This window comes from Yersinia vastinensis (assembly GCF_902726565.1).
GTDB lineage: Bacteria > Pseudomonadota > Gammaproteobacteria > Enterobacterales > Enterobacteriaceae > Yersinia > Yersinia vastinensis.
On sequence record NZ_CACVAF010000001.1, the window covers coordinates 511,959 to 534,829 of the forward strand.

A 22,871-nucleotide genomic window follows, 5' to 3' on the forward strand; every position below is an offset into this window, starting at 1 on the left:
TAACCTACGACTTATTGTTATTTTATGTGTAATTTTCTCCAGTCATGGGGACTTTTTTGTAGGATGGTTTAAATGGAAGAGTTAAACGTAGTTGATAGTATCAATGAAGCCAGTAGCTGGTTTATTAATAATCAGGATTTGCTGATTCAATATGCTGTCAATCTTGTTGCGGCGCTGCTAATCCTGATTGTCGGTTCAATTATTGCCAAAGTGGTCTCACGGATGCTTGGCCGGGTAATGAAGCTACGGGGCATTGATGTCACGGTGGCAGATTTTCTGGCAGCAATGGTGCGTTACAGCATTCTGGCCTTCACTATCGTTGCTGTACTGGGCCGTCTTGGAGTACAAACTGCCTCGGTGATTGCCGTTATCGGTGCTGCCGGTTTAGCCGTCGGTTTGGCGTTGCAAGGCTCACTGTCCAACTTTGCCGCTGGTGTACTACTGGTGGCCTTCCGTCCGTTTAAAGCGGGTGAATATGTCGATCTGGGTGGTGTCGCTGGTACCGTGGTACAGGTACAGATTTTTTCAACCACGCTGCGCACCGTAGACGATAAGATCATCGTAGTGCCAAATGGCAAAATCATTGCCAACAATATCATCAATACTAGCCGTGAACCGAACCGTCGTACTGATATGGTTATTGGCGTAGCTTATGATGCTGATATTGATGTGGTGAAGAAAGTTCTGGGCGATATCATTGCCGCTGATTCACGTATTATGCATGACAAAGGCGTGACCGTACGCCTCAATGAAATGGCAGCGTCCTCACTAAACTTCACTGTGCGAGTCTGGACTACCAACGGCGATGCAATGGACGTATATTGGGATTTGATGGAAAACTTCAAACGTGCGTTGGATGCCAATAAAATTGGCATTCCTTACCCGCAGATGGATGTGCATTTGCATCAGGTCGCCACTGCAGAATCGACTCCGTCAGCATAAAAGCAGTGAATGATGTTAATACGGGCTGCTATCGGCCCGTTTTTTCTTATTTTCCCGTTTATCCTCGATACCCATTTAATCGCCATTAGCTTTACTTATAGTTGATAAGAAATATCAATTTCCTCTGATGATTTTCTCCCCGTAATATGCTGCTAATTGCTTTCCTCTTTTCTCAGTGAATTCTGATGATTATTTAAAGGTAACAGTATGTTAGCTGTGTTTTTACAAGGTTTTGCTCTTAGCGCCGCCATGATTTTGCCTTTGGGGCCACAAAATGCGTTTGTGATGAATCAGGGAATTAAGCGGCAGCATCATTTAATGAGTGCTGGGCTTTGTGCGCTCAGTGACATCATCTTGATTTGTGCTGGTATTTTTGGCGGCAGTGCTTTATTAAGCCGCTCACCACTGTTGCTGGCTCTGGTGACTTGGGGTGGTGTGGTTTTCCTGCTGTGGTATGGCTGGGGAGCACTGCTAGCAGCCTGGCGGGGGGAGAATACCTCATCCTCTGCTGTCGCCGGTACACAGGGGCGCTGGCGCATCATCGTGACGCTATTGGCGGTGACTTGGCTTAATCCACATGTTTATCTGGATACCTTTGTGGTGCTGGGGAGTTTGGGGGGGCAACTCTTACCTGATGTCCGGCCTTGGTTTGCATTTGGCGCCGTAAGCGCCTCTGTTACTTGGTTTTTTGCCTTGGCGCTATTAGCTGCATGGTTATCACCGTGGCTAAACCGTTCGACCTCGCAGCGGGTGATTAATCTGTTGGTCGGAGGCGTGATGTGGTTTATTGCTTTTCAGTTGGCGTGTCAGGGGTTAAATCTGTGATTTTTTATCACTAATCTGAATCCCATGACCCCTAAGATATGCTACGGTTGATGTGTTAATCAGATTACCGACAGCAAATGAATCATCTTGCCAATGAGATACATGTGAGTGTAATTAACTGCAAATGTGTTTGTGACTAATTAAATTCACTGGTTATCTAGCTGCAGCTAATTTATTTGTTATGCATATTTTAGGAGGCTTCCGTGAAGTTGAAGACATTGGCTTTGGCCGCAATGATGGGATTAGGGACGTTACCTTTGGCGCTACAAGCTCAAGCCGCCGAAGTGCCAGAAGGGCCGCATGTTGTCACCTCCGGTACTGCCAGTGTGGATGCGACTCCAGATATTGCCACAATCGCTATTGAAGTCAGTGTGTCTGCCAAAGATGCCGCAGATGCCAAAAAACAAGCGGATACCCGCGTCTCACAATATTTTGATTTCCTACGTAAAAGTGGCATCGATAAGAAAGATATTAACGCTGCCAATATCCGCACCCAGCCTGAATATGATTACCAGAAAACCGGTGAAGCAGTATTGAAAGGCTACCGTGCCGTGCGTCAGGTTCAAGTCACACTGCGCCAGCTTGAAAAATTAGACGACCTGCTGGATGGCGCACTCAAGTCTGGCCTTAATGAGATTCGTGCAGTCGAACTGGGTGTCGCTAATCCAGAGACTTACCGTGAACAAGCGCGCAAAAAAGCCATTGAGAATGCCATTAGCCAGGCCGGTTCTTTAGCGGAAGGGTTTAAGGTCAAATTAGGGCCGGTTTATAGCATTCGCTATCATGTTGCGAACTACCAGCCAATGCCGGTAGCGCGTATGTTTAAGAGCGCTGAAGCCGCGCCCGCGACAGATGCAGCTCAAACTTACGAGCAACAAACCATCCACTTTGATGATCAGGTCGATGTCGTGTTTGAGCTAAAAACCGCTGCCAGCACACCAGCAGCGGCGGCTAAATAAAAGCTAGTCTTGCCGTAATACCTGACGCCCGTAAGATAACAGGGCGTCAGTGACTTTTCTCATCGTCCGGCTTTCTGGCGCAAATCGATGCCAGAACAACATCCGCCGTTGCAATAATCCCGGGGTCAAATCAATCAGCTCACCGGACGCCAATTCTTTTTCGATTTGCAAATGCGGGATCATACAGCAAGTAGTGCCTTGCCTCGCTAGTTGCACAAAGGCTTCTGAGGAGTTAACGATATGGCAGGGGACACTCCCCGGCGATAAATCGAAATTCTGCTGCAAAAACGCCTGATGCATATCATCCAAATGGTCAAAAGCTACCGCTGGCGCTTTCAGCAAGGCTGAACGAGTGACGCCATTGGGAAAATAACGCTCTGCGAAAGGTTTCGACGCAACAAACAGATAATCCAGCGCCCCCAATTGATCGACCAAACAACTTGGTAGTGGTTGCGGTTGGATACTGACCGCGCCCACGACTTCACCACGGCGCAAGCGTTCTTGTGTTCGGGTTTCATCTTCGACTTGTAAATTAAGCCGAATCGGGGAGTCAGCCAACACCGGTTTCAATGCTGGAAGTAACCAGGTTGCCAGACTGTCGGCGTTGACCGCCAGCGACAGTAGCAAAGGGGTATCCCCGCCATTGTCATTGCCTAGCCACTCCTCTTCCAGCAGTTCAACCTGATGCAGTAATGCGAGCAACTTCTGCCCTTGTTCCGTTGGGCGAGGGGGGACTGTGCGCACCAATAGAGGCTGACCGAACAGGTTCTCTAACTGCTTAATGCGTTGAGATACCGCCGATTGGGTGATACAGAGTTTTTGTGCCGCGCGTTCAAAACCGCGTTCACGGATCACCGCGTCCAGCGCTTGTAGCGTACGGTAGTCTGGGCGTTTCATCGGAGTCATCTCTCCAAATATTAAGTTGATATCGCACTATGCCACATTTTGATCATTTTTCTATGTCGGAATGCCTGAGTGCTCGCCACAAATAAACGGACATAACTGTGAGCTTGCTAGAATTAACCGTATCCTAAACGGGCTTTATTGCGGCGATTTCTGGTGTATATGCTCTATAATGACCTCAGGTTTTCTTTCATATCAAGGCGCGAATTTACCATGACTCAGGATGAACTTAAAAAGGCAGTGGGCTGGGCAGCATTAGATTATGTCAAACCTGGCACTATTGTTGGGGTCGGGACCGGCTCAACTGCGGCACATTTCATTGATGCTCTCGCTTCCATCAAAGGCCAAATTGAAGGGGCGGTTTCCAGCTCTGACGCATCTACAGCCAAGCTGAAAAGTTACGGTATTCAGGTATTTGATTGCAACGAAGTAGATACGCTGGATATTTATGTCGATGGTGCAGATGAAATTAACGGCCAGATGCAGATGATTAAAGGGGGCGGTGCCGCCCTGACGCGTGAGAAAATTATTGCCGCTATAGCGCGTAAATTCATCTGTATTGCCGATGCATCTAAGCAGGTTGACGTGTTGGGTAAGTTCCCGCTGCCAGTAGAAGTTATTCCGATGGCTCGCTCTTATGTTGCCCGTGAGCTGGTTAAATTGGGTGGGTTACCGGAATATCGCCAAAATGTTCTGACCGATAACGGCAACGTTATTCTGGATGTCCATAACCTGACTATTTTAGATGCAGTCGCGTTAGAAAATAAAATTAATGGCATTGCTGGCGTTGTCACTGTGGGGTTATTTGCCAACCGGGGTGCTGATGTGGCTCTGATTGGCACCGCTGACGGTGTGAAGACTGTGCTTCTAAAGTGATCAGTTAAACCTTGCTCAGGGTGTGGTTTATTGACTTCACCCTGATAATTATTGTCTTTAAATATCTTTTCTTTAAATGGTTAAATTTGGTGATATATATCACAATTTTGCATTTCATTTTATTAACCTGCCATTAACTCTCCCTCAGCCAGTTTTTTATTCCATAAATTAACATCCGCACTGATTGTTATGCTGATAGACAGGCAATCGTTTGTATTGCCGCCCGCGTAATATTTGTTATGTTGGCAGGGTGCTGACCGGATTCATTCGATATCGGCAGCCACATCTGAAGTCTGAAAATAGGGTCGGGGACATGGCAAAAGTATCACTGGAGAAAGACAGAATTAAGTTTCTGTTAGTGGAAGGGGTGCACCAGAGCACGGTTGATAATCTGCGTGCGGCCGGTTATAGCAATATTGAATATCATAAAGGTGCCTTAGACACCGAATCACTGAAAGAATCTATTCGTGATGCTCACTTCGTCGGGATTCGATCGCGCACGCATCTGTCCGAAGAAGTTTTTGCTGCAGCAGAAAAATTAGTTGCAGTAGGTTGTTTCTGTATCGGGACTAATCAGGTTGATTTAAATGCGGCAACCAAACGCGGTGTGCCGGTATTCAATGCACCTTTCTCCAATACCCGTTCGGTCGCCGAAATGGTACTGGGCGAGTTACTGTTGATGTTCCGTGGTATTCCCTCAGCTAATGCCAAAGCGCATCGTGGCGAGTGGAATAAGTTGGCGGTTGGCTCCTATGAAGCCCGTGGCAAAAAGCTGGGTATCATCGGGTATGGTCATATCGGTACTCAGTTGGGTATTTTGGCTGAAAGTGTCGGCATGAAAGTCTTCTTCTACGATATCGAGAATAAGCTGTCGTTGGGGAATGCGCAGCAGGTTCGCCATCTGTCTGATTTATTGAACATGAGTGACGTGATAAGCCTGCATGTGCCAGAAAATCACTCCACTAAAAATATGATTGGCCCAGAGCAATTAGCACTGATGAAGCCCGGTGCGATGTTGATTAACGCCTCACGCGGTACCGTGGTTGATATTCCGGCGCTGTGTGATGCATTGGCTAGTAATCATCTGGCCGGTGCGGCAATTGACGTTTTCCCTGAAGAGCCAGCAACCAATAAAGACCCGTTCAATTCACCATTGTGCGAGTTTGATAATGTGTTATTGACTCCGCATATCGGTGGCTCCACTCAGGAAGCGCAGGAAAATATCGGTGACGAAGTGGCCGGTAAACTGGCGAAGTACTCTGACAACGGTTCAACGCTGTCTGCGGTTAACTTCCCAGAAGTTTCTCTGCCAGCCCACGGCGACAATACCCGCCGTCTGCTGCATATCCATGAAAACCGTCCTGGCATTCTGACCAGCATTAACAAAATTTTTGCTGAACAGAACGTCAATATCGCGGCGCAATATTTGCAAACCAGCGCTGAAATCGGTTACGTCGTTATCGACGTAGAAACTGATGATGCGGAAAATGCAGAAAAAGCATTGTTAGCCATGAAGGCGATTCCAGGGACTATACGCGCGCGTTTATTGTACTAACATATTCTTCGTCTTGGCATTGCTGCCTAGCGGCAACGTCAATGTCTTTGGGTATGGTTATGTGATGTCCGCGTGAGTAAAAAATGACTGAACACCCGCTATCACGAGATTTCGGGTGTTTTTTTATGCGGAAAGTCTTGGTTCACCACCGCCAGACTTTTTCCGGTGTGACTATCTCGGGTAGTGGCACATCCCAATGTTCACTGGGTAAATATTCTACGCGCTGACAATCATGAGCAAGACCAATAGGATAGGGGCCGCCATGCTGCCAGTGTTGTAGTGTGCGGTCATAAAAACCACCCCCCATCCCTAAGCGCTGCCCGTGTTGATCGAATGCCACCAGCGGGGTTATCACCACGTCTAGCTGGTTTAAGGGCAGAACATCGCGCACATCTAACTGAGGTTCAAAGATTTTCAGCCGGTTACGTATAAGCTGGCTATCAGGCCGATAGCTGAGAAAGAGTAAATTCCCGGGGCTGAAGGGGTGGAGAACAGGGAGATAAACTTGCTTTTTCTGCTGCCACAGCAACTCGATAACCGGGTCAGTATTCAGCTCGCCATCAAAAGAGAGAAATATCGCGACCGTATTCGCTTGTTGAATTTTATGGTGGGAGGCGAGATGACTGGCGGCGAGATGAGCTGATTGCTGCTGTTGCTCCGGAGTGAGCAAGCGCCGGCGCTCACGAATTTCACTGCGAATTTTTTGCCGCTCAAGGGCATGTTGCGGATTCAAGGGCATTTTATTGACTTAAAAAACAAGTTGTTAACTAAGTAAGGAGGAAATTGCCTGTATCACAACGAACGTGATAACCAAAAAGTGCCGGTTACACGATAAGAAAGGGATCTCCGAGATGCCGCCGCAGGCTGTAACCCTTGAACCCATGGTTCAAGGTGAACGCAGCGTCGCAACCTTAAGGCTTCTCGGCGGACCGAGCATGCGCACCGGTTACGGAGGCACTACATTCTGTTGGTATTAAATATCGGCTCAGGGGACTGACCCGCTGACAAACACCTCAGAGAAATTCTTTACTCACTGCTGAATCTATCATTCAACAGAGATTTATTCAAATTGTGCATCCTGACGTTCAGAGATGCGACCCTGTTCAAGCAATGCCTGTTCAATGGTCTGTTGTAGCATTCGTATACGTTGCTCCATATTGGAAGCATAGTCACGGGTTTTTAATCTTTCCTGAGCTAATTCGTGACATACGTTCAATGCCGCGATAAAAACTAACTGCTCAGTATTGGTGACTCTAGTGCGAACTTTCAGATCTTGCAACCGTTGGTTAAGATCTTCTGCTGCCATGTTCAACGCATCTTGTTGTTCTGGCGGACAATTAACTCTTAACGAGCGACCAAAAATTTGAATATCTACCGGTTGTGCAGACATGCGACCTTCCTGACTAATTTCGCGCCAGCCCTGAAAACCAGAGGCAAATTGCTCGTAGCTGCAAAGCGGGCGTCACTATATATACCTCGATACCAAGATACAACCCCTTTATCCCCCATCTTTCAAATTGCAAATCTGTTTGCTGCCTTCCTGCATATTGAAATCTATAGGGTATATAGCGTTGCGTTTTCTGGTATAGCGACCTTTCTTGGTGGTAGCATAACACGAACTTATCCTGCCAACGATGACCAATACGCATGTCTATAGAGAATACATTACCGACTTACCAATCACTTGCCCTGGCATTGAACCAGCAAGCAGTGGCATTAACCCCCGCTGAAATGCATGGTTTGATCAGCGGAATGCTCTGTGGTGGCAGTAAAGACAACGGTTGGCGCACCTTGGTGCATGACCTGACCAATGAAGGTGTCGCGTTTTCACAATCACTGGATTTACCGTTACAACAGTTACATGAAGCAACACAAGAAGCGCTGGAAAACGAAGGTTTTATGTTCCAGTTATTGATTCCTGAAGGGGAAGAGATCACGGTTTTTGACCGTGCTGATGCATTATCAGGCTGGGTTAACCATTTCCTGCTAGGGCTTGGGATGCTGCAACCGAAGCTGGCGCAAGTGAAAGATGAAGTCGGCGAAGCGATCGATGATTTGCGTAATATCGCTCAGTTAGGGTATGACGAAGATGAAGATCAAGAAGAACTGGCTCAGTCATTGGAAGAAGTGATTGAGTATGTGCGTGTCGCGGCAATCTTGTGCCATATCGAATTTACGCAAGAAAAGCCGACAGCTCCGGAAATACGTAAGCCGACATTACACTAAACAAATCCATGTTGTGTTTTGAATGATGAAAACCGGATATTTCAGGAGGGTGTGATGACTCAGCAAGAATACCAGAACCGCCGTCAGGCGTTGTTAGCGAAGATGGCTCCAGGCAGTGCAGCCATTATTTTTGCCGCACCAGAGGCCACACGCAGCGCGGATTCCGAATATCCTTATCGGCAGAATAGCGATTTTAGTTACCTGACGGGTTTCAATGAGCCGGAAGCGGTATTGATTCTGGTGAAAAGTGATGAGACACACAACCACAGCGTATTGTTTAACCGGGTACGGGATTTAACTGCTGAAATCTGGTTTGGTCGTCGTTTGGGGCAAGAGGCTGCGCCTACAAAGTTAGGGGTCGATCGCGCATTATCTTTTAACGAAATCGACGAACATCTCTATTTGCTGCTTAATCGCCTTGATGTGGTCTATCACGCGCAGGGCCAATATGACTATGCCGATAAAATTGTGTTTGCCGCGTTGGAGCGATTACGCAATGGTTTTCGTAAAAATCTGCGTGCACCAGCAACTTTAACGGACTGGCGTCCATGGCTGCATGAAATGCGTCTGTTTAAGTCAGAAGAAGAAATTGCGGTGATGCGCCGCGCTGGTGAAATCAGTGCGTTGGCCCACACTCGCGCGATGGAAAGATGCCGTCCGGGGATGTTTGAGTACCAGTTGGAAGGGGAAATTCTGCATGAGTTTACTCGCCATGGTGCGCGTTATCCGGCATATAACACGATCGTTGGTGGCGGTGAAAACGGCTGCATTTTGCATTACACCGAAAATGAGTGTGAGCTGCGTGATGGCGAACTGGTACTGATTGACGCGGGTTGTGAATATCAGGGTTATGCGGGCGACATCACGCGTACCTTCCCGGTGAATGGCAAGTTTACCCCGGCGCAGCGTGAGATTTATGACATCGTATTGGCATCCATCAACAAATCACTCGAACTATACCGGCCCGGCACCAGTATTCGTGAAGTTACAGAACAGGTCGTGAGGATTATGATTACCGGCTTGGTCAATTTGGGCATCCTGAAAGGTGATGTTGAACAACTCATTACTGAGCAGGCGCATCGGCCATTCTTTATGCATGGTTTGAGCCACTGGCTGGGGATGGATGTGCATGATGTTGGCGATTATGCTAACAGTGATCGTGGGCGTATTCTTGAACCTGGCATGGTGCTAACCATTGAGCCTGGGCTGTATATCGCGCCGGATGCCGACGTGCCGCCACAATATCGCGGTATTGGTATCCGAATTGAGGATGACATCGTGATTACTGCCGACGGTAACGAAAATCTTACCGCCAGTGTAGTAAAAGATCCCGATGCAATTGAAGCTCTTATGGCGGCAGCGAGATAACTGATGAGCGTGATAATTGTCGGCGGCGGTATGGCTGGTGCAACATTGGCGCTGGCTATTTCATCCCTTACGCAAGGGGCAGTGCCGGTGGCACTGATTGAAGCCCAACTGCCGGATAATCGTCAGCACCCGGGTTTTGATGCCAGAGCCATCGCACTGGCGCAGGGAACATGCCAGCAGCTCGAGAATATCGGTGTTTGGTCGGCATTGGCCGATTGTGCCACCGCCATTGAACATGTTCACGTCAGTGATAATGGGCATTCTGGCTTTGTGAATTTACGGGCGCAAGATTATCGTGTACCGGCGTTGGGTCAAGTGATTGAGCTGCACGATGCGGGGCAACGGTTATTTGCTTTATTACAGACAGCGCCGGGCGTCACTTTGTATTGCCCGGCAAAAGTAGTGGACGTGACCCGCACGACAGAGTCAGCTAATGTGATGCTGAATAACGGCCAGCAGCTGAGTGCAAAATTGCTGGTGGCGGCGGATGGCTCTTATTCTGCATTAGCTCAGGCGTGCAATATTCAGTGGCAGCAGCAGGATTACCAACAAATTGCAGTGATTGCTAATGTTACTACCTCTGAACTGCCCAATGGCCGCGCCTTTGAGCGGTTTACCCGTAATGGCCCATTGGCATTATTACCTATGTCGCAAGGGCGCAGTTCGCTGGTTTGGTGTCATGCCAAAGATGATAAACAACACGTCGATAGCTGGGATGATGCCCGTTTTCTGGCAGAGTTACAGCGGGCTTTTGGTTGGCGTCTAGGGAGATTTCTTCATGCGGGCAAGCGTCATAGCTATCCATTGCAGTTGTTGACCGCCTCACGGCATATTAGCCATCGTTTGGCATTGGTCGGTAATGCGGCCCAAACACTGCATCCGATAGCGGGTCAGGGTTTTAATCTGGGTTTGCGCGATGTGATGTCGTTGGCTGAAACCATCGCACAAGCAGGTGAAGATCCCGGCGACTATGGTGTACTAAGCCAATACCAACAACGGCGACAGCAAGATCAACAGGCGACTATCGGGGTGACTGATGGCTTAATTCACCTGTTTGCCAATCGCTATGGGCCACTCGTGGTTGGACGTAACCTTGCTTTGATGTCAATGGAATGTATCCCTACCATTCGAGATGCTTTTGCGAGGCGGACGCTGGGCTGGGTTAAGCGCTAGCGTTGTCTTCTCTTCATCTTTCAAGTGGCGGGCGTGTTGGCTGCTCTTGGTCACCTGAACGACTGACGGGTATATGCTCATCGGAATGATCTCGTTTGCCAGCCTCTCGCATCCTGAAATCTATTGGGTAGGCAAAGTGAGTATTTATTAAGGAATACTTTTTAATGCAATCATATGACGTAGTGATCGCCGGTGGCGGAATGGTCGGTCTCGCACTGGCTTGCGGCTTACAAGGCAGTGGTCTGCGTATTGCCATTCTGGAACATCAGCCAGCGCAGGAACCACTATCTGCTCCTGTGACCGGTGAATTGGCGCTGCGAGTCTCGGCGATTAATGCGGCCAGTGAGCGCTTACTGCAAAAAATTGGCGTGTGGGACAGTATCTTAGCGCTACGCGCCAGCCCCTATCGTGGTATGGAGGTTTGGGATCAGGACAGCTTTGGGAAAATTGCATTCCACGCGAATGAATACGGCTTCAGTCACCTCGGTCATATTATCGAAAATAGCGTCATCCAGCAGGCTTTGTGGCAGCGGGCCAGCCAATTGGCCGATGTTACTCTATTGGCCCCAGCGAGCCTAAAACAGGTCGCTTGGGGGGAAAGTGAGGCTTTTATCACGTTGACTGACGATCGAATGCTCAGTGCCAAGTTAGTGGTTGGGGCTGATGGTGCGAACTCTTGGTTGCGTCAGCATGCGGATATCCCGCTGACATTTTGGGATTATGCCCATCATGCACTCGTGGCGACTATTCGCACTGAAGAGGCCCATCAAGCGACTGCGCGCCAAGTGTTTCATGGTGATGGTATTCTGGCTTTCCTGCCTTTTAGCGACGCTCATCTTAGTTCTATTGTCTGGTCATTACCGCCTGAACGAGCCGCCGAATTGGCTGTGTTACCCTCCGAGCAATTTAATCATGAGCTGGGGATCGCCTTTGATATGCGGCTGGGGCAATGCCAGCTTGAGAGTGAACGCCAGACTTTTCCTCTGACGGGGCGCTATGCTCGTAGCTTTGCTGGCCACCGTTTGGCGCTGGTGGGCGATGCCGCTCACACGGTCCACCCATTGGCTGGGCAGGGGGTAAACCTCGGCTTTATGGACGCCGCCGAGTTGGTTTCTGAGCTTCGACGTTTACAACATCAAGGGAAAGATATCGGCCAACATCTCTATCTGCGCCGTTATGAACGTCGCCGCAAACACAGTGCTGCGGTGATGCTCGCCAGCATGCAAGGTTTTCGTGACTTATTTGACGGCCGGCACCCTGCAAAGAAATTGCTACGCGATATCGGGTTAACATTGGCAGATAACTTACCGGGTGTAAAACCACAGCTCGTGCGTCAGGCGATGGGGTTAAATAGTTTACCCGATTGGCTAGAGCAGCCCCAATAAGGCTATTTTATTTGTCATTTTGAATTTGGGTCGTGCTCGAAATCTTCACGTGCTGCTTGTACGTTCTGGCTAATTCACGGTACTCACCCTGATGAGCCCCTTAAAAGGGGCCTGCAAAATGCATCCATTTCGTCTGTACGCTGTCTGTATCCATTATTTATTCGCAAACAGTTGGCAGCAACAATTACGCCTATTGGGAGTGATGACTCGGATATCGTCCTCTCAGTTGAAATAATCTAATTTCAGTGTGGTTTTCGCATTAGTTTTTTTCACGCATAACTAAAACCTGAAAAGTTGAATACGACAGAGTTTTGGTTGTTTAGTTATATAACATCGTAATTTTTACTGTTTAATTGTTAATTGTGTGCCTAAGTACGCAGTTTTGTAGTGGAAAACTCTGCACAATACCCCCGCCTTTTGCTTTCTTACCGCCTGTTATTGCCTATTTTAGCTTATGGTTACCTGATGAATTCGGTGATAACGTTGGGTAAAAGGTATCGTTTGCGTCGTGTGACTCATGCCTGTTTTTCTGGGGTTTATAGTACCGATACCAGACACTCATTACATGTGACCCAAAGTGAAGGGAATAAAGATGGCTAAGCAGACCCCTCTGTATGATCAGCACGTGGCATGCGGTGCACGCATGGTAGATTTTCATGGCTGGATGATGCCATTGCATTATGGTTCCCAAATCGACGAACACCATATCGTGCGTACCGATGCTGGTATGTTCGATGTCTCGCATATGACTATTGTCGACCTGCACGGTGCCCGCACCCGTGAGTTCTTACGTTATTTATTGGCCAATGATGTTGCCAAACTGACCCAGCCGGGCAAAGCCCTTTACACTGGGATGCTGAATGCTTCCGGTGGTGTCATCGATGATTTAATTGTCTACTTCCTGCGCGAAGACTATTTCCGTTTAGTGGTTAACTCTGCCACCCGCGATAAAGACTTGGACTGGATAATTCAGCATGCGCAGCCTTATCAGGTTGATGTCACTGTACGTGATGACTTGGCGCTGGTTGCGGTACAAGGCCCCACAGCACAGCAGAAAGTGGCTACTTTACTGACCCCTGAACAGCAACAAGCCATTTCGGGCATGAAGCCGTTTTTTGGTATTCAAGTTGACGATTTGTTTATCGCCACTACGGGTTATACCGGTGAAGCCGGTTATGAAATCGCGTTGCCAAAAGATCGGGTAGTTGAATTCTGGCAGCAATTGTTGGCAGCGGGTGTGAAACCTGCTGGGCTGGGCGCGCGCGATACTTTGCGTTTGGAAGCCGGGATGAACCTCTACGGTCAGGAAATGGATGAGGGTATTTCACCACTCGCCGCCAATATGGGGTGGACTGTAGCTTGGCTGCCAGAGGACCGTCAGTTTATTGGCCGTGAAGCACTGGAACAGCAACGTGCCAACGGCACAGAGCAACTGGTCGGCTTGATCATGACCGAAAAAGGCGTATTACGTAATGAGTTGCCAGTGCATTTCTCTGATGCTTCGGGCAATCAGCATGTAGGGGTGATAACCAGCGGTTCTTTCTCACCCACACTGGGCTTCAGTATTGCGTTAGCGCGTGTTCCTGCGGGTATCGGTGAAAGCGCAGTGGTACAAATCCGTAACCGTGAAATGCCGGTACGGGTCACAAAACCGGGTTTTGTGCGGGCGGGTAAACCGGTCGCGCTGTAAATTTGTCTGTCATTATTCCGAATTAAACGAGCCAACATTTTTCGGCTCAACCCTTTTTAAGGAGCAGCAATGAGCAATGTACCAGCAGAATTGAAATATGCGTCATCTCACGAGTGGGTTCGTGCCGATGGTGATGGCGTCTATAGCGTCGGGATCACTGAGCATGCACAAGAACTTCTGGGCGACATGGTGTTTGTTGATTTGCCTGAAGTGGGCAGCGAAGTTTCTGCTGGCAGCGATTGCGCTGTTGCCGAGTCAGTTAAAGCGGCCTCAGACATTTATGCTCCTATTAGCGGTGAAATCATCGCCGTGAATACCGAACTGGAAAGTTCACCAGAACTGGTCAACAGCGCACCCTATACCGATGGCTGGTTGTTCAGCATCAAAGCCTCTGATGAAGGTGAGCTGGCAAATCTGTTAGATGCCGAGGCTTATTTAGCGTCTATCGAAGAGTAAATGAAGTTAGGGCTATTTTATTTGCCATTTTGAGTCTGGGCGGTGCTCAGAATCCTTACCTACTCATGATTTACAAGGTCATGGTGTAGGTTCTGGTTCTGGTGCACTGTCTGAGTCCAAATTGCCTGCAACAATGACGCCCTATGAGAAAGCCCAGCTTCCCGTCCCATGCTCTATTCAGGAATTTGTAGCAAATGACTCAAAATCTCAGCCAGCTCGAACATAACGATGCTTTTATTCAGCGCCATATTGGCTCCTCCGCTGAACAGCAGCAACAGATGTTGGCCGCCGTTGGCGCCAGCTCGTTAAGTACCTTAATCCAGCAGATTGTCCCGGCAGATATCCAATTGCCAAGCCCGCCACCAGTCGGTGATGCTGCGACGGAACATCAAGCATTGGCGGAACTTAAAGGGATTGCCAGCCAGAATCAGCGCTATAAATCTTATATTGGTATGGGTTACAGCCCGGTGCTGACGCCACCGGTTATTCTGCGTAATATGCTGGAAAACCCAGGTTGGTACACAGCCTATACTCCTTATCAGCCTGAAGTTTCTCAAGGTCGCCTCGAAGCACTGTTGAATTTCCAGCAATTGACTCAAGACTTGACCGGTCTGGACTTGGCATCTGCCTCTTTATTGGATGAAGCGACTGCTGCGGCTGAATCTATGGCGTTGGCCAAACGCGCCAGTAAGCTAAAAGATGCGAATCGTTTCTTTGTTGCCGATGATGTGCACCCGCAAACGTTAGATGTAGTCAAAACCCGTGCAGAAACTTTTGGGTTTGAAGTCATTGTTGATAGCGCAGACAAAGTGCTGGAGTTGGAGGGCGTTTTTGGTGTGCTGCTGCAACAAGTGGGCACGACCGGCGAATTGCATGATTACTCAGCACTGCTATCTGAACTGAAAAAACGTAAGATTATTACCAGTGTTGCCGCCGATATTATGGCATTAGTGCTGCTCACTGCTCCGGGTAAACAGGGCGCTGATGTGGCCTTTGGTTCGGCACAGCGCTTCGGTGTGCCGATGGGCTACGGTGGCCCACATGCCGCTTTCTTCGCTTGTCGTGACGAATTTAAACGTTCGATGCCGGGCCGGATTATCGGGGTATCCCGTGATGCAGCCGGCAATACCGCGTTGCGTATGGCGATGCAAACCCGTGAGCAACATATTCGCCGCGAAAAAGCCAATTCCAATATTTGTACTTCTCAGGTGCTATTGGCGAATATCGCCAGCTTGTATGCGGTATATCATGGCCCGCAGGGCTTGCAGCGTATCGCTGGCCGCATTCATCGCATGACCGATATTTTGGCTGCTGGCTTGCAGCAGGCCGGTTTGACTCTGCGCTTCCAGCACTGGTTCGATACCTTAACTGTTGAGGTTAAAGACAAAGCGGCAGTGCTGGCTCGAGCATTGAGCTTCGGGATTAACTTGCGCACTGATATTCATGGCGCGGTAGGTGTCACATTGGATGAAACCACCTCCCGTGAAGATATCCAGACACTGTTTGCTTTATTGGTGGGCGATGACCACGGTTTAGATATTGACCAACTTGATGCCAAAGTGAGTCAGGATAGTCAGTCAATTCAGCCATCTATGTTACGTCAAGATCCTATTTTGACTCATCCGGTGTTTAACCGTTACCACAGTGAAACCGAAATGATGCGTTATATGCATCGTTTGGAACGCAAGGATTTGGCGCTGAATCAGGCGATGATTCCGCTGGGTTCTTGCACCATGAAGCTAAATGCGGCGGCTGAAATGATCCCGATCACTTGGCCAGAATTTGCGGAATTGCACCCATTCTGCCCGCCAGAGCAAGCTGCCGGTTATCAGCAGATGATTGGTCAACTATCACAATGGTTGGTGCAACTGACAGGCTACGATGCCGTGTGCATGCAGCCAAACTCCGGTGCGCAAGGTGAATATGCCGGATTGCTGGCTATCCGCCGTTACCATGAGAGTCGTAATCAGGCGAGTCGTCATATCTGTTTGATCCCAAGTTCTGCTCACGGTACGAACCCCGCATCTGCACAAATGGCTGGAATGTCTGTGGTGGTCGTGGCTTGTGATAAACAAGGCAATATTGATTTGCATGATTTGCGCCAAAAAGCGGGCGAGGCGGGGGATGAACTGTCTTGTATTATGGTGACTTACCCGTCAACACACGGGGTGTATGAAGAAACCATCCGTGAAGTTTGCCAGATTGTTCATCAGTTTGGCGGTCAAGTTTACCTTGATGGTGCGAACATGAATGCGCAGGTGGGGATTACGACTCCGGGCTATATCGGCGCGGATGTCTCTCACCTTAACTTGCACAAAACGTTCTGTATCCCACACGGTGGTGGCGGCCCAGGCATGGGGCCAATTGGTGTTAAAGCGCATTTAGCACCTTTTGTTCCCGGCCACAGCGTGGTGCAAATTGACGGCATGACCACTCAGCAAGGGGCGGTTTCTGCGGCTCCTTTCGGCAGCGCGTCAATCTTACCCATCAGTTGGATGTATATTCGCATGATGGGGGCCGATGGCTTAAAACAAGCCAGTCAGGTTGCTATTTTGAATGCCAACTACATTGCCACTCGCCTGAAAGGGGCCTATCCGGTGCTGTATACCGGGCACGATGGCCGTGTAGCGCATGAATGTATTTTGGATATTCGCCCGCTGAAAGAAACAACCGGAATCAGTGAGATGGACATCGCCAAGCGCTTGATAGACTTCGGTTTCCATGCGCCAACCATGTCCTTCCCAGTGGCCGGCACTTTGATGGTGGAGCCGACTGAATCTGAAAGTAAAGTCGAGCTAGACCGCTTTATCGATGCCATGTTGGCTATCCGCGCTGAAATCGAGAAGGTAGCCCGCGGTGAATGGCCATTGGAAGATAACCCATTAGTCAATGCACCTCATACTCAGGGTGAGTTAGTCGGTGACTGGCGGCATCCCTACAGCCGCGAGTTGGCGGTATTCCCTATTGCAGGTGTGATGGAGAACAAATACTGGCCGACTGTGAAACGTCTGGATGATGTCTACGGTGACCGTAATCTGTTCTGCTCATGTGTGCCAATGGCTGATTACGAATAGTTTGATACATTTCCCTGCTATATCATTTAGAGGGTCGCGCAAGCGGCCCTTTTGTTTTATTGGTATTCCCGCTATCAATGATTACTCTTACTCTGCAAACGTGAAAACAGACTCAGGATCCAATAAGGAGCAAGGATATGCATAAAAAAGTCGCATTAGTGACAGGGGGTAGTCGGGGAATAGGTCGTGCCACCGCATTACTATTGGCAAAACACGGCTACCGAGTGGCGGTGAATTACATTAATGATGAGCAGGCAGCCCGACAGGTGGTAGCTGAAATTGCGGCGGCAGGTGGGTTGGCGGTGGCATTGCAGGCCGATATTGCCGATGAATTACAGGTGATTGCGCTATTTGAAAAACTTGAAGCGCAACTGGGGCCTATCACGGCATTGGTTAATAATGCTGGGATTTTATTCACACAAACCACCATTGAAGGGCTAACTGCCGAGCGCATTAATCGGGTGTTGGCCACTAACGTGACGGGCTATTTTTTATGCAGTCGAGAGGCGGTCAAACGCATGGCATTGCGCCACGGCGGCAATGGCGGCGCGATTGTTAATGTCTCTTCTGCTGCTGCCCGTTTGGGGGCTCCTGGCGAATATCTGGATTATGCCGCCTCCAAAGGCGCGATTGATACATTGACCATTGGCTTGTCACTAGAAGTCGCGGCTCAAGGTATCAGAGTCAATGGCGTTCGACCGGGTTTAATCTATACCGACATACATGCCAGTGGCGGTGAACCGGGGCGAGTGGATCGCGTACAAAGTTCGCTGCCAATGAAACGTGGTGGCTATCCGCAAGAAGTGGCAGAAGCCATTGTCTGGTTGTTGTCAGACAATGCCTCTTATGTCACTGGCAGTGTTCTGGATTTAGCGGGTGGGAAATAAACTGCCGTACTATTTTGTTACTTTAGCCAGCCTTTTTGCTGCGCGGCCTGTAACTGTGGCAATAAATATCGCCAGATTTCAGGGTAGTATTCAGCCACCATTTGGTTGCGATCAAGGACTTGTTGCAACCGAATGCCATTTTCTATCCAACTTTGTCCCTCAGTATGCAGGTTAATCAGCATCGGCAAAATGCGGTCTAGTACAGTGGCAAAACGTGCATCGGCAGTTTCTTCGGCTTCGTACTCATCCCACAATTGAGTAAATTGCGCGCCTAATGCTGATGGCAACATGCCAAATAGTCGTTTGGCGGCGGCGACTTCTTGCTCATGAATAGCGGCTCTGGCCGCGAGGTCATAAACAATGATGTCGCCAGCATCGATTTCAACAATATCGTGCAGCAGCGCCATTTTTATCACGCGATTGATATCGACATCTGGGCCGGTATAAGGGGCAAGGCTCATGGCGGCTACCGCAAAATGCCAACTGTGTTCGGCGGAGTTTTCCTGACGCAAGCTGGCAATCACTTTGGTTCGCCGCTGTATATCTTTTAGCTTATCGATTTCCATCAGAAACTGGATAGTCTCTGTCAGTGGGCCAAAATCCAGAACTGATGACATAGTTAACCTCAAAATAAGATGGCAAATAAGCCAATAATAAGTGAACTGATTATCCGCTATTGTTCTCCTTTTTTCGACTTATGAGTCGAAGACACGGAGGGTTACATGTGCTGACAGATTATTTAAGCTTACACGTGTACACTGGAATCATTCTCAGTTAACCTGAGTACGGTATTTTTGTGTGGTCATTGTACTTATGGATGAGATAACTATTTCATATTTCAGGGTAATCAGTATTGAAGAATAAATCAGCAACACCGACAGCGTCGGCGACTCCCGTAACGACTACCACGCCCGCTTATCCATGGGCAGAAGAAATCGCCAATAGCATTAGCCACGGTATTGGGGTGGTATTTGGCATTATTGGTTTGGTTATGCTCTTGGTACAAGCATTAGACAGTGGGGCCGATACTAAGGCGCTGACCAGCTATAGCCTGTATGGTGGAAGCATCATTTTGCTGTTTCTGGCCTCCACGCTGTATCACGCAGTTCCACATCGTAAGGCAAAACTCTGGCTCCAGAAGTTTGACCATTGCGCCATTTATATTTTGATTGCCGGGACCTACACCCCTTTTCTTCTGGTGGGATTAGATTCCCCATTAGCACGTGGATTGATGGCCGTTATATGGGGGCTGGCGCTGGTTGGCGTCATATTTAAATTGGCTTTTGCTCACCGCTTTGAGGTGCTTTCACTGGTGACCTACCTGACGATGGGCTGGTTGTCTTTAATTGTGATTTATCAGTTGGCCGTCAAACTTGAGGTAGGTGGGTTGGCGCTGCTAGCCATCGGCGGTTTGTTATATACGCTGGGCGTGATTTTCTATGCCTCTAAACGCATTCGCTTTGGCCATGCTATTTGGCACGGTTTTGTCCTTGGCGGCAGTGTTTGCCATTTTATGGCGATTTATCTGTATGTCTGAAATAGCCTTCGTCCTTGAATTCACAGGGGTGTTAGCTGCGCTCACTTACCCGAATCACTTACTTGAGTAAGCTCATCGGGATAAGTTCACTGGCTGCCTACCTGTGACTCCAATGACTTTGGCTATACCTTGATGCTTGAATTCACAGGGGTGTTAGCTGCGCTCACTTACCCGAATCACTGACTTGAGTAAGCTCATCGGGATAAGTTCACTGGCTGCCTACCTGTGACTCCAATGACTTTGGCTATACCTTGATGCTTGAATTCACAGGGGTGTTAGCTGCGCTCACTTACCCGAATCACTGACTTGAGTAAGCTTATCGGGATAACTTCCTTGGCTGCCTACCAGTGACTTTGGCTACACTTTGATGCTGGATATCGCGAAGGGAGCTAGAGTTATTCGGAGGCCGAATTGTCAGCCTCCTGGTGTTTAATCCAACGATTACTTATCTTCTACCAGCGAATAAGGCAGTGGCTGAATACTGAGCACACTTTCTACATCATCGCGCACACGTAATACGCTGTCTGATGCCAGATCATTATTCAATACCGCCTGGACCCACACAGTACCGTCACTGAGCTGAACTGCGGCCAGAACGGTGCCGGTGCGCCGCCAGTTTTCACCTAATTGCCACTCTAAATCTTCACCGGCTGCCGGGACACGATGAGCATTGCCCGCTAACCAGTAGAGTGCGCGCTTATTAGCGCCACGGTATTTTGCTCTGGCAACCATTTCTTGCCCGGTGTAACAGCCTTTACTGAAGCTGATGCCATTCAACGCCTGAATATTTGTTGCTTGTGGAATAAATTGCGCGCTGTTATCTGTATCAATGATTGGGAAACCGGCTTCAATATCCAACGCCAGCCACTGCTTGCTGTTATTCAGCTTGGCGCGGTCAGCCAGTTTTTCTACAATTTGTTGCGCTTGTTCGGTATCGGTCACCAAAAGGAAGCGCTCGGCGGGCAGCGAGAAATGCAGCAAAGTGCAAGTGTCTTGCTGAATAACAGGATGCTCCGCATTAGGCAGTTCGGCAAAGATTTGTGCTAATGCGTCTTTTGCCTGAGCGCCGGCCACGCCTAACAAAACAGCGTCAGGTTGTGCAGTGATCGCTACTTTGGAGAACACTGCATATTTCTTCAGCTCACTTAATTGGCTTTCAAGCACACTGCGACGCTCGATAAATGCCAACCCTTCACCTCGGTAAAATAACCGCAGGTTGCTCCACATCTTTCCTTTAGCATCGCAATGGGCGCAAAGTATGTGCTGGTCAGTGGGAAGGGCATCAATATCTGCTGTCACTTGCCCTTGCAGATACTTAACGCGATCGGCACCGGTTAACGTCACCAGTGCCCAGTCATCAAGTGAAATCAAGGTTAATGGCAGCTCGGAAGCAGCGAGCAGTGGTTGTGCAGCAAATGGAGTGTTATAGGCCATGGGTTACCCGCATATCAAAAAAGTGCTGTGACTGATGCCCCAATGGTAAAATAGCCGGGTAGCTTTGCAAGCAGTTATTCGACGGATTTACCATTATTATCCCAATATCTTAATTAACCATTATTCTGAGGTACAATAACCCCATACACCGAATTGGGCGGTTGCCAGCTTCGGACAATATCCTTCATTGAGGAGTCAATCAGGACATGGAAATCGATAATAAAGCTCGTATTCATTGGGCGTGCCGTCGGGGTATGCGTGAACTGGATATCTCTATCATGCCGTTTTTCGAATATGAATATGATGGCTTGAGTGACAATGAGAAGCGGGTTTTTATCCGCTTGCTTGAATGCGATGATCCAGACTTATTTAACTGGCTGATGAATCACGGGGAACCGCAGGACAGCGAACTGCGCCAAATGGTTAAACTGATTCAAGCACGAAATAAAGCCCGTGGCCCAGTGGCGATGTGACCTGCGGGTATCCTGGCACACTCAACTCTTCTCTTTATTGGCACATGGTGTCTTGGTGATATTAACGCTAGTTGCGCCTTGGCCTCAGGGCTATACCGCGCTTTGGTTGGTATTACTGACGCTAGTGGTGTTTGAGTGTATCCGCAGCCAGAAAAATATTACGTCCTGTCAGGGCGAGATCCGGCTAAAACCCGGCAATGTGGTGCTATGGAAAAGACACGAATGGATTGTCGTTAAACAGCCGTGGATCACCCGCTATGGCGTGTTATTAAGTTTGCAACAGACGGGAACGCGTTCAATCCACAAACGGTTATGGCTAGCCGCGGATAGCATGTCCGAAGAGGAGTGGCGGCAATTGTGCCTGCTGCTGCGCCATTCATTTGGTTCGGATGAGAGTCTTCATTAATGAAACCCTTAATCTGGTTAGTAGAAGATGAACCGAGCATCGCCGATACCTTGATTTATACCTTGGAAAGCGAAGGTTTTACCCTCCGGTGGTTTGACCGGGGGGAGCCTGCGCTTGCCGCATTGGCTAATGGCGTACCCGCTCTGGCAATAGTGGATATTGGCTTGCCTGATATCAATGGTTTTGACCTCTGTCGCCGCCTGCTATCACAGGTTCCAGATTTGCCCGTGGTTTTTTTAACTGCCCGTAGCGAAGAGCTAGACCGGATTGTCGGTCTGGAAATGGGGGCTGACGACTATATTGCTAAACCTTTTTCGCCTCGTGAAGTGAGTGCCCGAGTGCGCTCGGTGCTACGGCGTTTACAAAAATCGCAAACACCGGCGGCTTCTGCCGCTTTACACCAATTTGGTCATTTCACACTGGATGAGGCAGGGGCGCGAGTCACTTATCATCAACAGGTTTTGTGGTTAACTCGCTATGAATATCTGCTACTAAAGACTCTATTACTGGCACCTGAACGTGTATTCTCACGCCAACAACTGATGGATATCGTTTGGGCGCAGGCAGAAGAGAGCCAAGACCGCACGGTTGATACTCACATTAAAACCCTGCGCTCAAAGTTGCGGGTAGCTTGTGATGAAGAGTCGCCAATTCGCACGCATCGCGGGTTGGGCTATAGCCTGACATATCGAACATGAGCGA

Annotated in this window: 23 protein-coding genes and 1 other RNA gene; 18 read left to right on the forward strand and 6 right to left on the reverse strand. The window is 48.9% G+C overall.

All coding sequences use genetic code 11. The features are described 5' to 3' along the window. Positions 1 to 72: 72 nt before the first annotated feature. The 3 genes from mscS to HUZ92_RS02305 all read left to right on the forward strand — a co-directional run bounded on the left by mscS (position 73) and on the right by HUZ92_RS02305 (position 2,726). A complete protein-coding gene (gene mscS, locus HUZ92_RS02295) occupies positions 73 to 942 on the forward strand; it encodes a small-conductance mechanosensitive channel MscS (protein WP_050097986.1) in 870 nt (289 codons plus the stop codon). A gap of 207 nt (positions 943 to 1,149) precedes the next feature. Beyond that, positions 1,150 to 1,767 (forward strand): arginine exporter ArgO, encoded by a 618-nt coding sequence (argO, locus tag HUZ92_RS02300; RefSeq protein WP_050097987.1) that lies wholly within the window; start codon positions 1,150 to 1,152, stop codon positions 1,765 to 1,767. 203 nt (positions 1,768 to 1,970) lie between these two features. Continuing rightward, positions 1,971 to 2,726 carry an oxidative stress defense protein gene (locus HUZ92_RS02305; RefSeq protein ID WP_050097988.1) on the forward strand — a complete coding sequence of 252 codons (756 nt, stop codon included), beginning with the start codon at positions 1,971 to 1,973 and terminating at the stop codon, positions 2,724 to 2,726. A 3-nt stretch (positions 2,727 to 2,729) separates the two neighbouring features. Here the strand turns inward: HUZ92_RS02305 and HUZ92_RS02310 are convergent, their stop codons facing one another. After that, positions 2,730 to 3,623, reverse strand: a complete 894-nt coding sequence (locus tag HUZ92_RS02310) for a LysR family transcriptional regulator ArgP (RefSeq protein ID WP_050097989.1) — start codon at positions 3,621 to 3,623, stop codon at positions 2,730 to 2,732. Between the two features lie 219 nt (positions 3,624 to 3,842). Between HUZ92_RS02310 and rpiA the strand changes: the two genes are divergently transcribed. Further along, positions 3,843 to 4,505 carry a ribose-5-phosphate isomerase RpiA gene (rpiA, locus tag HUZ92_RS02315; RefSeq protein WP_050097990.1) on the forward strand — a complete coding sequence of 221 codons (663 nt, stop codon included), beginning with the start codon at positions 3,843 to 3,845 and terminating at the stop codon, positions 4,503 to 4,505. Positions 4,506 to 4,818: 313 nt separating this feature from the next. Further along, entirely contained in the window at positions 4,819 to 6,060 is a 1,242-nt protein-coding gene (gene serA / locus HUZ92_RS02320; protein ID WP_050097991.1) for a phosphoglycerate dehydrogenase, read from the forward strand. Positions 6,061 to 6,202: 142 nt separating this feature from the next. Here serA and HUZ92_RS02325 read toward each other — a convergent pair whose 3' ends face one another. The 3 genes from HUZ92_RS02325 to zapA all read right to left on the reverse strand — a co-directional run bounded on the left by HUZ92_RS02325 (position 6,203) and on the right by zapA (position 7,450). Further along, the gene (locus HUZ92_RS02325; protein ID WP_050097992.1) at positions 6,203 to 6,799 is read right to left on the reverse strand and encodes a 5-formyltetrahydrofolate cyclo-ligase; all 597 of its coding nucleotides are present in this window, start codon (positions 6,797 to 6,799) and stop codon (positions 6,203 to 6,205) included. 100 nt (positions 6,800 to 6,899) lie between these two features. After that, positions 6,900 to 7,083: non-coding RNA, 6S RNA (gene ssrS / locus HUZ92_RS02330), on the reverse strand. Positions 7,084 to 7,120: 37 nt separating this feature from the next. Beyond that, positions 7,121 to 7,450: a cell division protein ZapA gene (zapA, locus tag HUZ92_RS02335; RefSeq protein ID WP_004706812.1), complete on the reverse strand. Its 330-nt coding sequence runs from the start codon at positions 7,448 to 7,450 to the stop codon at positions 7,121 to 7,123. A 257-nt stretch (positions 7,451 to 7,707) separates the two neighbouring features. Between zapA and HUZ92_RS02340 the strand changes: the two genes are divergently transcribed. The 9 genes from HUZ92_RS02340 to HUZ92_RS02380 all read left to right on the forward strand — a co-directional run bounded on the left by HUZ92_RS02340 (position 7,708) and on the right by HUZ92_RS02380 (position 18,319). Next, positions 7,708 to 8,286 (forward strand): YecA/YgfB family protein, encoded by a 579-nt coding sequence (locus HUZ92_RS02340; protein ID WP_004706810.1) that lies wholly within the window; start codon positions 7,708 to 7,710, stop codon positions 8,284 to 8,286. Positions 8,287 to 8,340: 54 nt separating this feature from the next. Beyond that, positions 8,341 to 9,654 (forward strand): Xaa-Pro aminopeptidase, encoded by a 1,314-nt coding sequence (pepP, locus tag HUZ92_RS02345; protein WP_145579861.1) that lies wholly within the window; start codon positions 8,341 to 8,343, stop codon positions 9,652 to 9,654. A gap of 3 nt (positions 9,655 to 9,657) precedes the next feature. Then, positions 9,658 to 10,827 (forward strand): 2-octaprenyl-6-methoxyphenyl hydroxylase, encoded by a 1,170-nt coding sequence (ubiH, locus tag HUZ92_RS02350; RefSeq protein ID WP_145579862.1) that lies wholly within the window; start codon positions 9,658 to 9,660, stop codon positions 10,825 to 10,827. 164 nt (positions 10,828 to 10,991) lie between these two features. Continuing rightward, a complete protein-coding gene (gene ubiI, locus HUZ92_RS02355) occupies positions 10,992 to 12,212 on the forward strand; it encodes an FAD-dependent 2-octaprenylphenol hydroxylase (protein ID WP_050097995.1) in 1,221 nt (406 codons plus the stop codon). 387 nt (positions 12,213 to 12,599) lie between these two features. Then, positions 12,600 to 12,812 (forward strand): hypothetical protein, encoded by a 213-nt coding sequence (locus tag HUZ92_RS02360; protein ID WP_155409026.1) that lies wholly within the window; start codon positions 12,600 to 12,602, stop codon positions 12,810 to 12,812. Then, entirely contained in the window at positions 12,805 to 13,902 is a 1,098-nt protein-coding gene (gene gcvT, locus HUZ92_RS02365; RefSeq protein WP_050097996.1) for a glycine cleavage system aminomethyltransferase GcvT, read from the forward strand. Before HUZ92_RS02360 ends, gcvT begins: the two co-directional genes overlap by 8 nt. A gap of 69 nt (positions 13,903 to 13,971) precedes the next feature. Then, a complete protein-coding gene (gene gcvH, locus HUZ92_RS02370) occupies positions 13,972 to 14,358 on the forward strand; it encodes a glycine cleavage system protein GcvH (RefSeq protein WP_050097997.1) in 387 nt (128 codons plus the stop codon). A gap of 194 nt (positions 14,359 to 14,552) precedes the next feature. After that, complete coding sequence (gene gcvP, locus HUZ92_RS02375) at positions 14,553 to 17,432, forward strand: aminomethyl-transferring glycine dehydrogenase (RefSeq protein WP_145579863.1); 2,880 nt, start codon at positions 14,553 to 14,555, stop codon at positions 17,430 to 17,432. 137 nt (positions 17,433 to 17,569) lie between these two features. Then, a complete protein-coding gene (locus HUZ92_RS02380) occupies positions 17,570 to 18,319 on the forward strand; it encodes an SDR family oxidoreductase (protein WP_050097999.1) in 750 nt (249 codons plus the stop codon). A 17-nt stretch (positions 18,320 to 18,336) separates the two neighbouring features. On the opposite strand, the gene HUZ92_RS02385 is transcribed toward HUZ92_RS02380, so the two are convergent. After that, positions 18,337 to 18,936, reverse strand: a complete 600-nt coding sequence (locus HUZ92_RS02385; protein ID WP_050296076.1) for an HD domain-containing protein — start codon at positions 18,934 to 18,936, stop codon at positions 18,337 to 18,339. 236 nt (positions 18,937 to 19,172) lie between these two features. On the opposite strand from HUZ92_RS02385, the gene trhA reads away from it, so the two are divergent. After that, positions 19,173 to 19,856 (forward strand): PAQR family membrane homeostasis protein TrhA, encoded by a 684-nt coding sequence (gene trhA, locus HUZ92_RS02390; protein WP_050098001.1) that lies wholly within the window; start codon positions 19,173 to 19,175, stop codon positions 19,854 to 19,856. A gap of 441 nt (positions 19,857 to 20,297) precedes the next feature. On the opposite strand, the gene ygfZ is transcribed toward trhA, so the two are convergent. Continuing rightward, entirely contained in the window at positions 20,298 to 21,290 is a 993-nt protein-coding gene (gene ygfZ, locus HUZ92_RS02395; RefSeq protein ID WP_050098002.1) for a tRNA-modifying protein YgfZ, read from the reverse strand. 206 nt (positions 21,291 to 21,496) lie between these two features. On the opposite strand from ygfZ, the gene sdhE reads away from it, so the two are divergent. The 3 genes from sdhE to creB are packed head-to-tail and all read left to right on the forward strand — an operon-like array spanning position 21,497 to position 22,867. Next, entirely contained in the window at positions 21,497 to 21,763 is a 267-nt protein-coding gene (gene sdhE / locus HUZ92_RS02400; protein ID WP_050098003.1) for an FAD assembly factor SdhE, read from the forward strand. Then, the gene (locus HUZ92_RS02405) at positions 21,744 to 22,169 is read left to right on the forward strand and encodes a protein YgfX (RefSeq protein WP_145579864.1); all 426 of its coding nucleotides are present in this window, start codon (positions 21,744 to 21,746) and stop codon (positions 22,167 to 22,169) included. The genes sdhE and HUZ92_RS02405 overlap by 20 nt, the downstream gene beginning before the upstream one ends. Beyond that, a complete protein-coding gene (creB, locus tag HUZ92_RS02410) occupies positions 22,169 to 22,867 on the forward strand; it encodes a two-component system response regulator CreB (RefSeq protein ID WP_145579865.1) in 699 nt (232 codons plus the stop codon). Before HUZ92_RS02405 ends, creB begins: the two co-directional genes overlap by 1 nt. Positions 22,868 to 22,871: the final 4 nt, after the last annotated feature.

Bases quoted from the DNA above. Each gene is read 5' to 3' on its own strand.
- mscS (WP_050097986.1), top strand. From the start codon at position 73: ATGGAAGAGTTAAACGTAGTTGATAGTATCAATGAAGCCAGTAGCTGG.
- argO (WP_050097987.1), top strand. From the start codon at position 1,150: ATGTTAGCTGTGTTTTTACAAGGTTTTGCTCTTAGCGCCGCCATGATT.
- HUZ92_RS02310 (WP_050097989.1), bottom strand. From the start codon at position 3,623: ATGAAACGCCCAGACTACCGTACGCTACAAGCGCTGGACGCGGTGATC.
- rpiA (WP_050097990.1), top strand. From the start codon at position 3,843: ATGACTCAGGATGAACTTAAAAAGGCAGTGGGCTGGGCAGCATTAGAT.
- serA (WP_050097991.1), top strand. From the start codon at position 4,819: ATGGCAAAAGTATCACTGGAGAAAGACAGAATTAAGTTTCTGTTAGTG.
- HUZ92_RS02325 (WP_050097992.1), bottom strand. From the start codon at position 6,799: ATGCCCTTGAATCCGCAACATGCCCTTGAGCGGCAAAAAATTCGCAGT.
- zapA (WP_004706812.1), bottom strand. From the start codon at position 7,450: ATGTCTGCACAACCGGTAGATATTCAAATTTTTGGTCGCTCGTTAAGA.
- HUZ92_RS02340 (WP_004706810.1), top strand. From the start codon at position 7,708: ATGTCTATAGAGAATACATTACCGACTTACCAATCACTTGCCCTGGCA.
- pepP (WP_145579861.1), top strand. From the start codon at position 8,341: ATGACTCAGCAAGAATACCAGAACCGCCGTCAGGCGTTGTTAGCGAAG.
- ubiH (WP_145579862.1), top strand. From the start codon at position 9,658: ATGAGCGTGATAATTGTCGGCGGCGGTATGGCTGGTGCAACATTGGCG.
- ubiI (WP_050097995.1), top strand. From the start codon at position 10,992: ATGCAATCATATGACGTAGTGATCGCCGGTGGCGGAATGGTCGGTCTC.
- gcvT (WP_050097996.1), top strand. From the start codon at position 12,805: ATGGCTAAGCAGACCCCTCTGTATGATCAGCACGTGGCATGCGGTGCA.
- gcvH (WP_050097997.1), top strand. From the start codon at position 13,972: ATGAGCAATGTACCAGCAGAATTGAAATATGCGTCATCTCACGAGTGG.
- gcvP (WP_145579863.1), top strand. From the start codon at position 14,553: ATGACTCAAAATCTCAGCCAGCTCGAACATAACGATGCTTTTATTCAG.
- HUZ92_RS02380 (WP_050097999.1), top strand. From the start codon at position 17,570: ATGCATAAAAAAGTCGCATTAGTGACAGGGGGTAGTCGGGGAATAGGT.
- HUZ92_RS02385 (WP_050296076.1), bottom strand. From the start codon at position 18,936: ATGTCATCAGTTCTGGATTTTGGCCCACTGACAGAGACTATCCAGTTT.
- ygfZ (WP_050098002.1), bottom strand. From the start codon at position 21,290: ATGGCCTATAACACTCCATTTGCTGCACAACCACTGCTCGCTGCTTCC.
- sdhE (WP_050098003.1), top strand. From the start codon at position 21,497: ATGGAAATCGATAATAAAGCTCGTATTCATTGGGCGTGCCGTCGGGGT.
- creB (WP_145579865.1), top strand. From the start codon at position 22,169: ATGAAACCCTTAATCTGGTTAGTAGAAGATGAACCGAGCATCGCCGAT.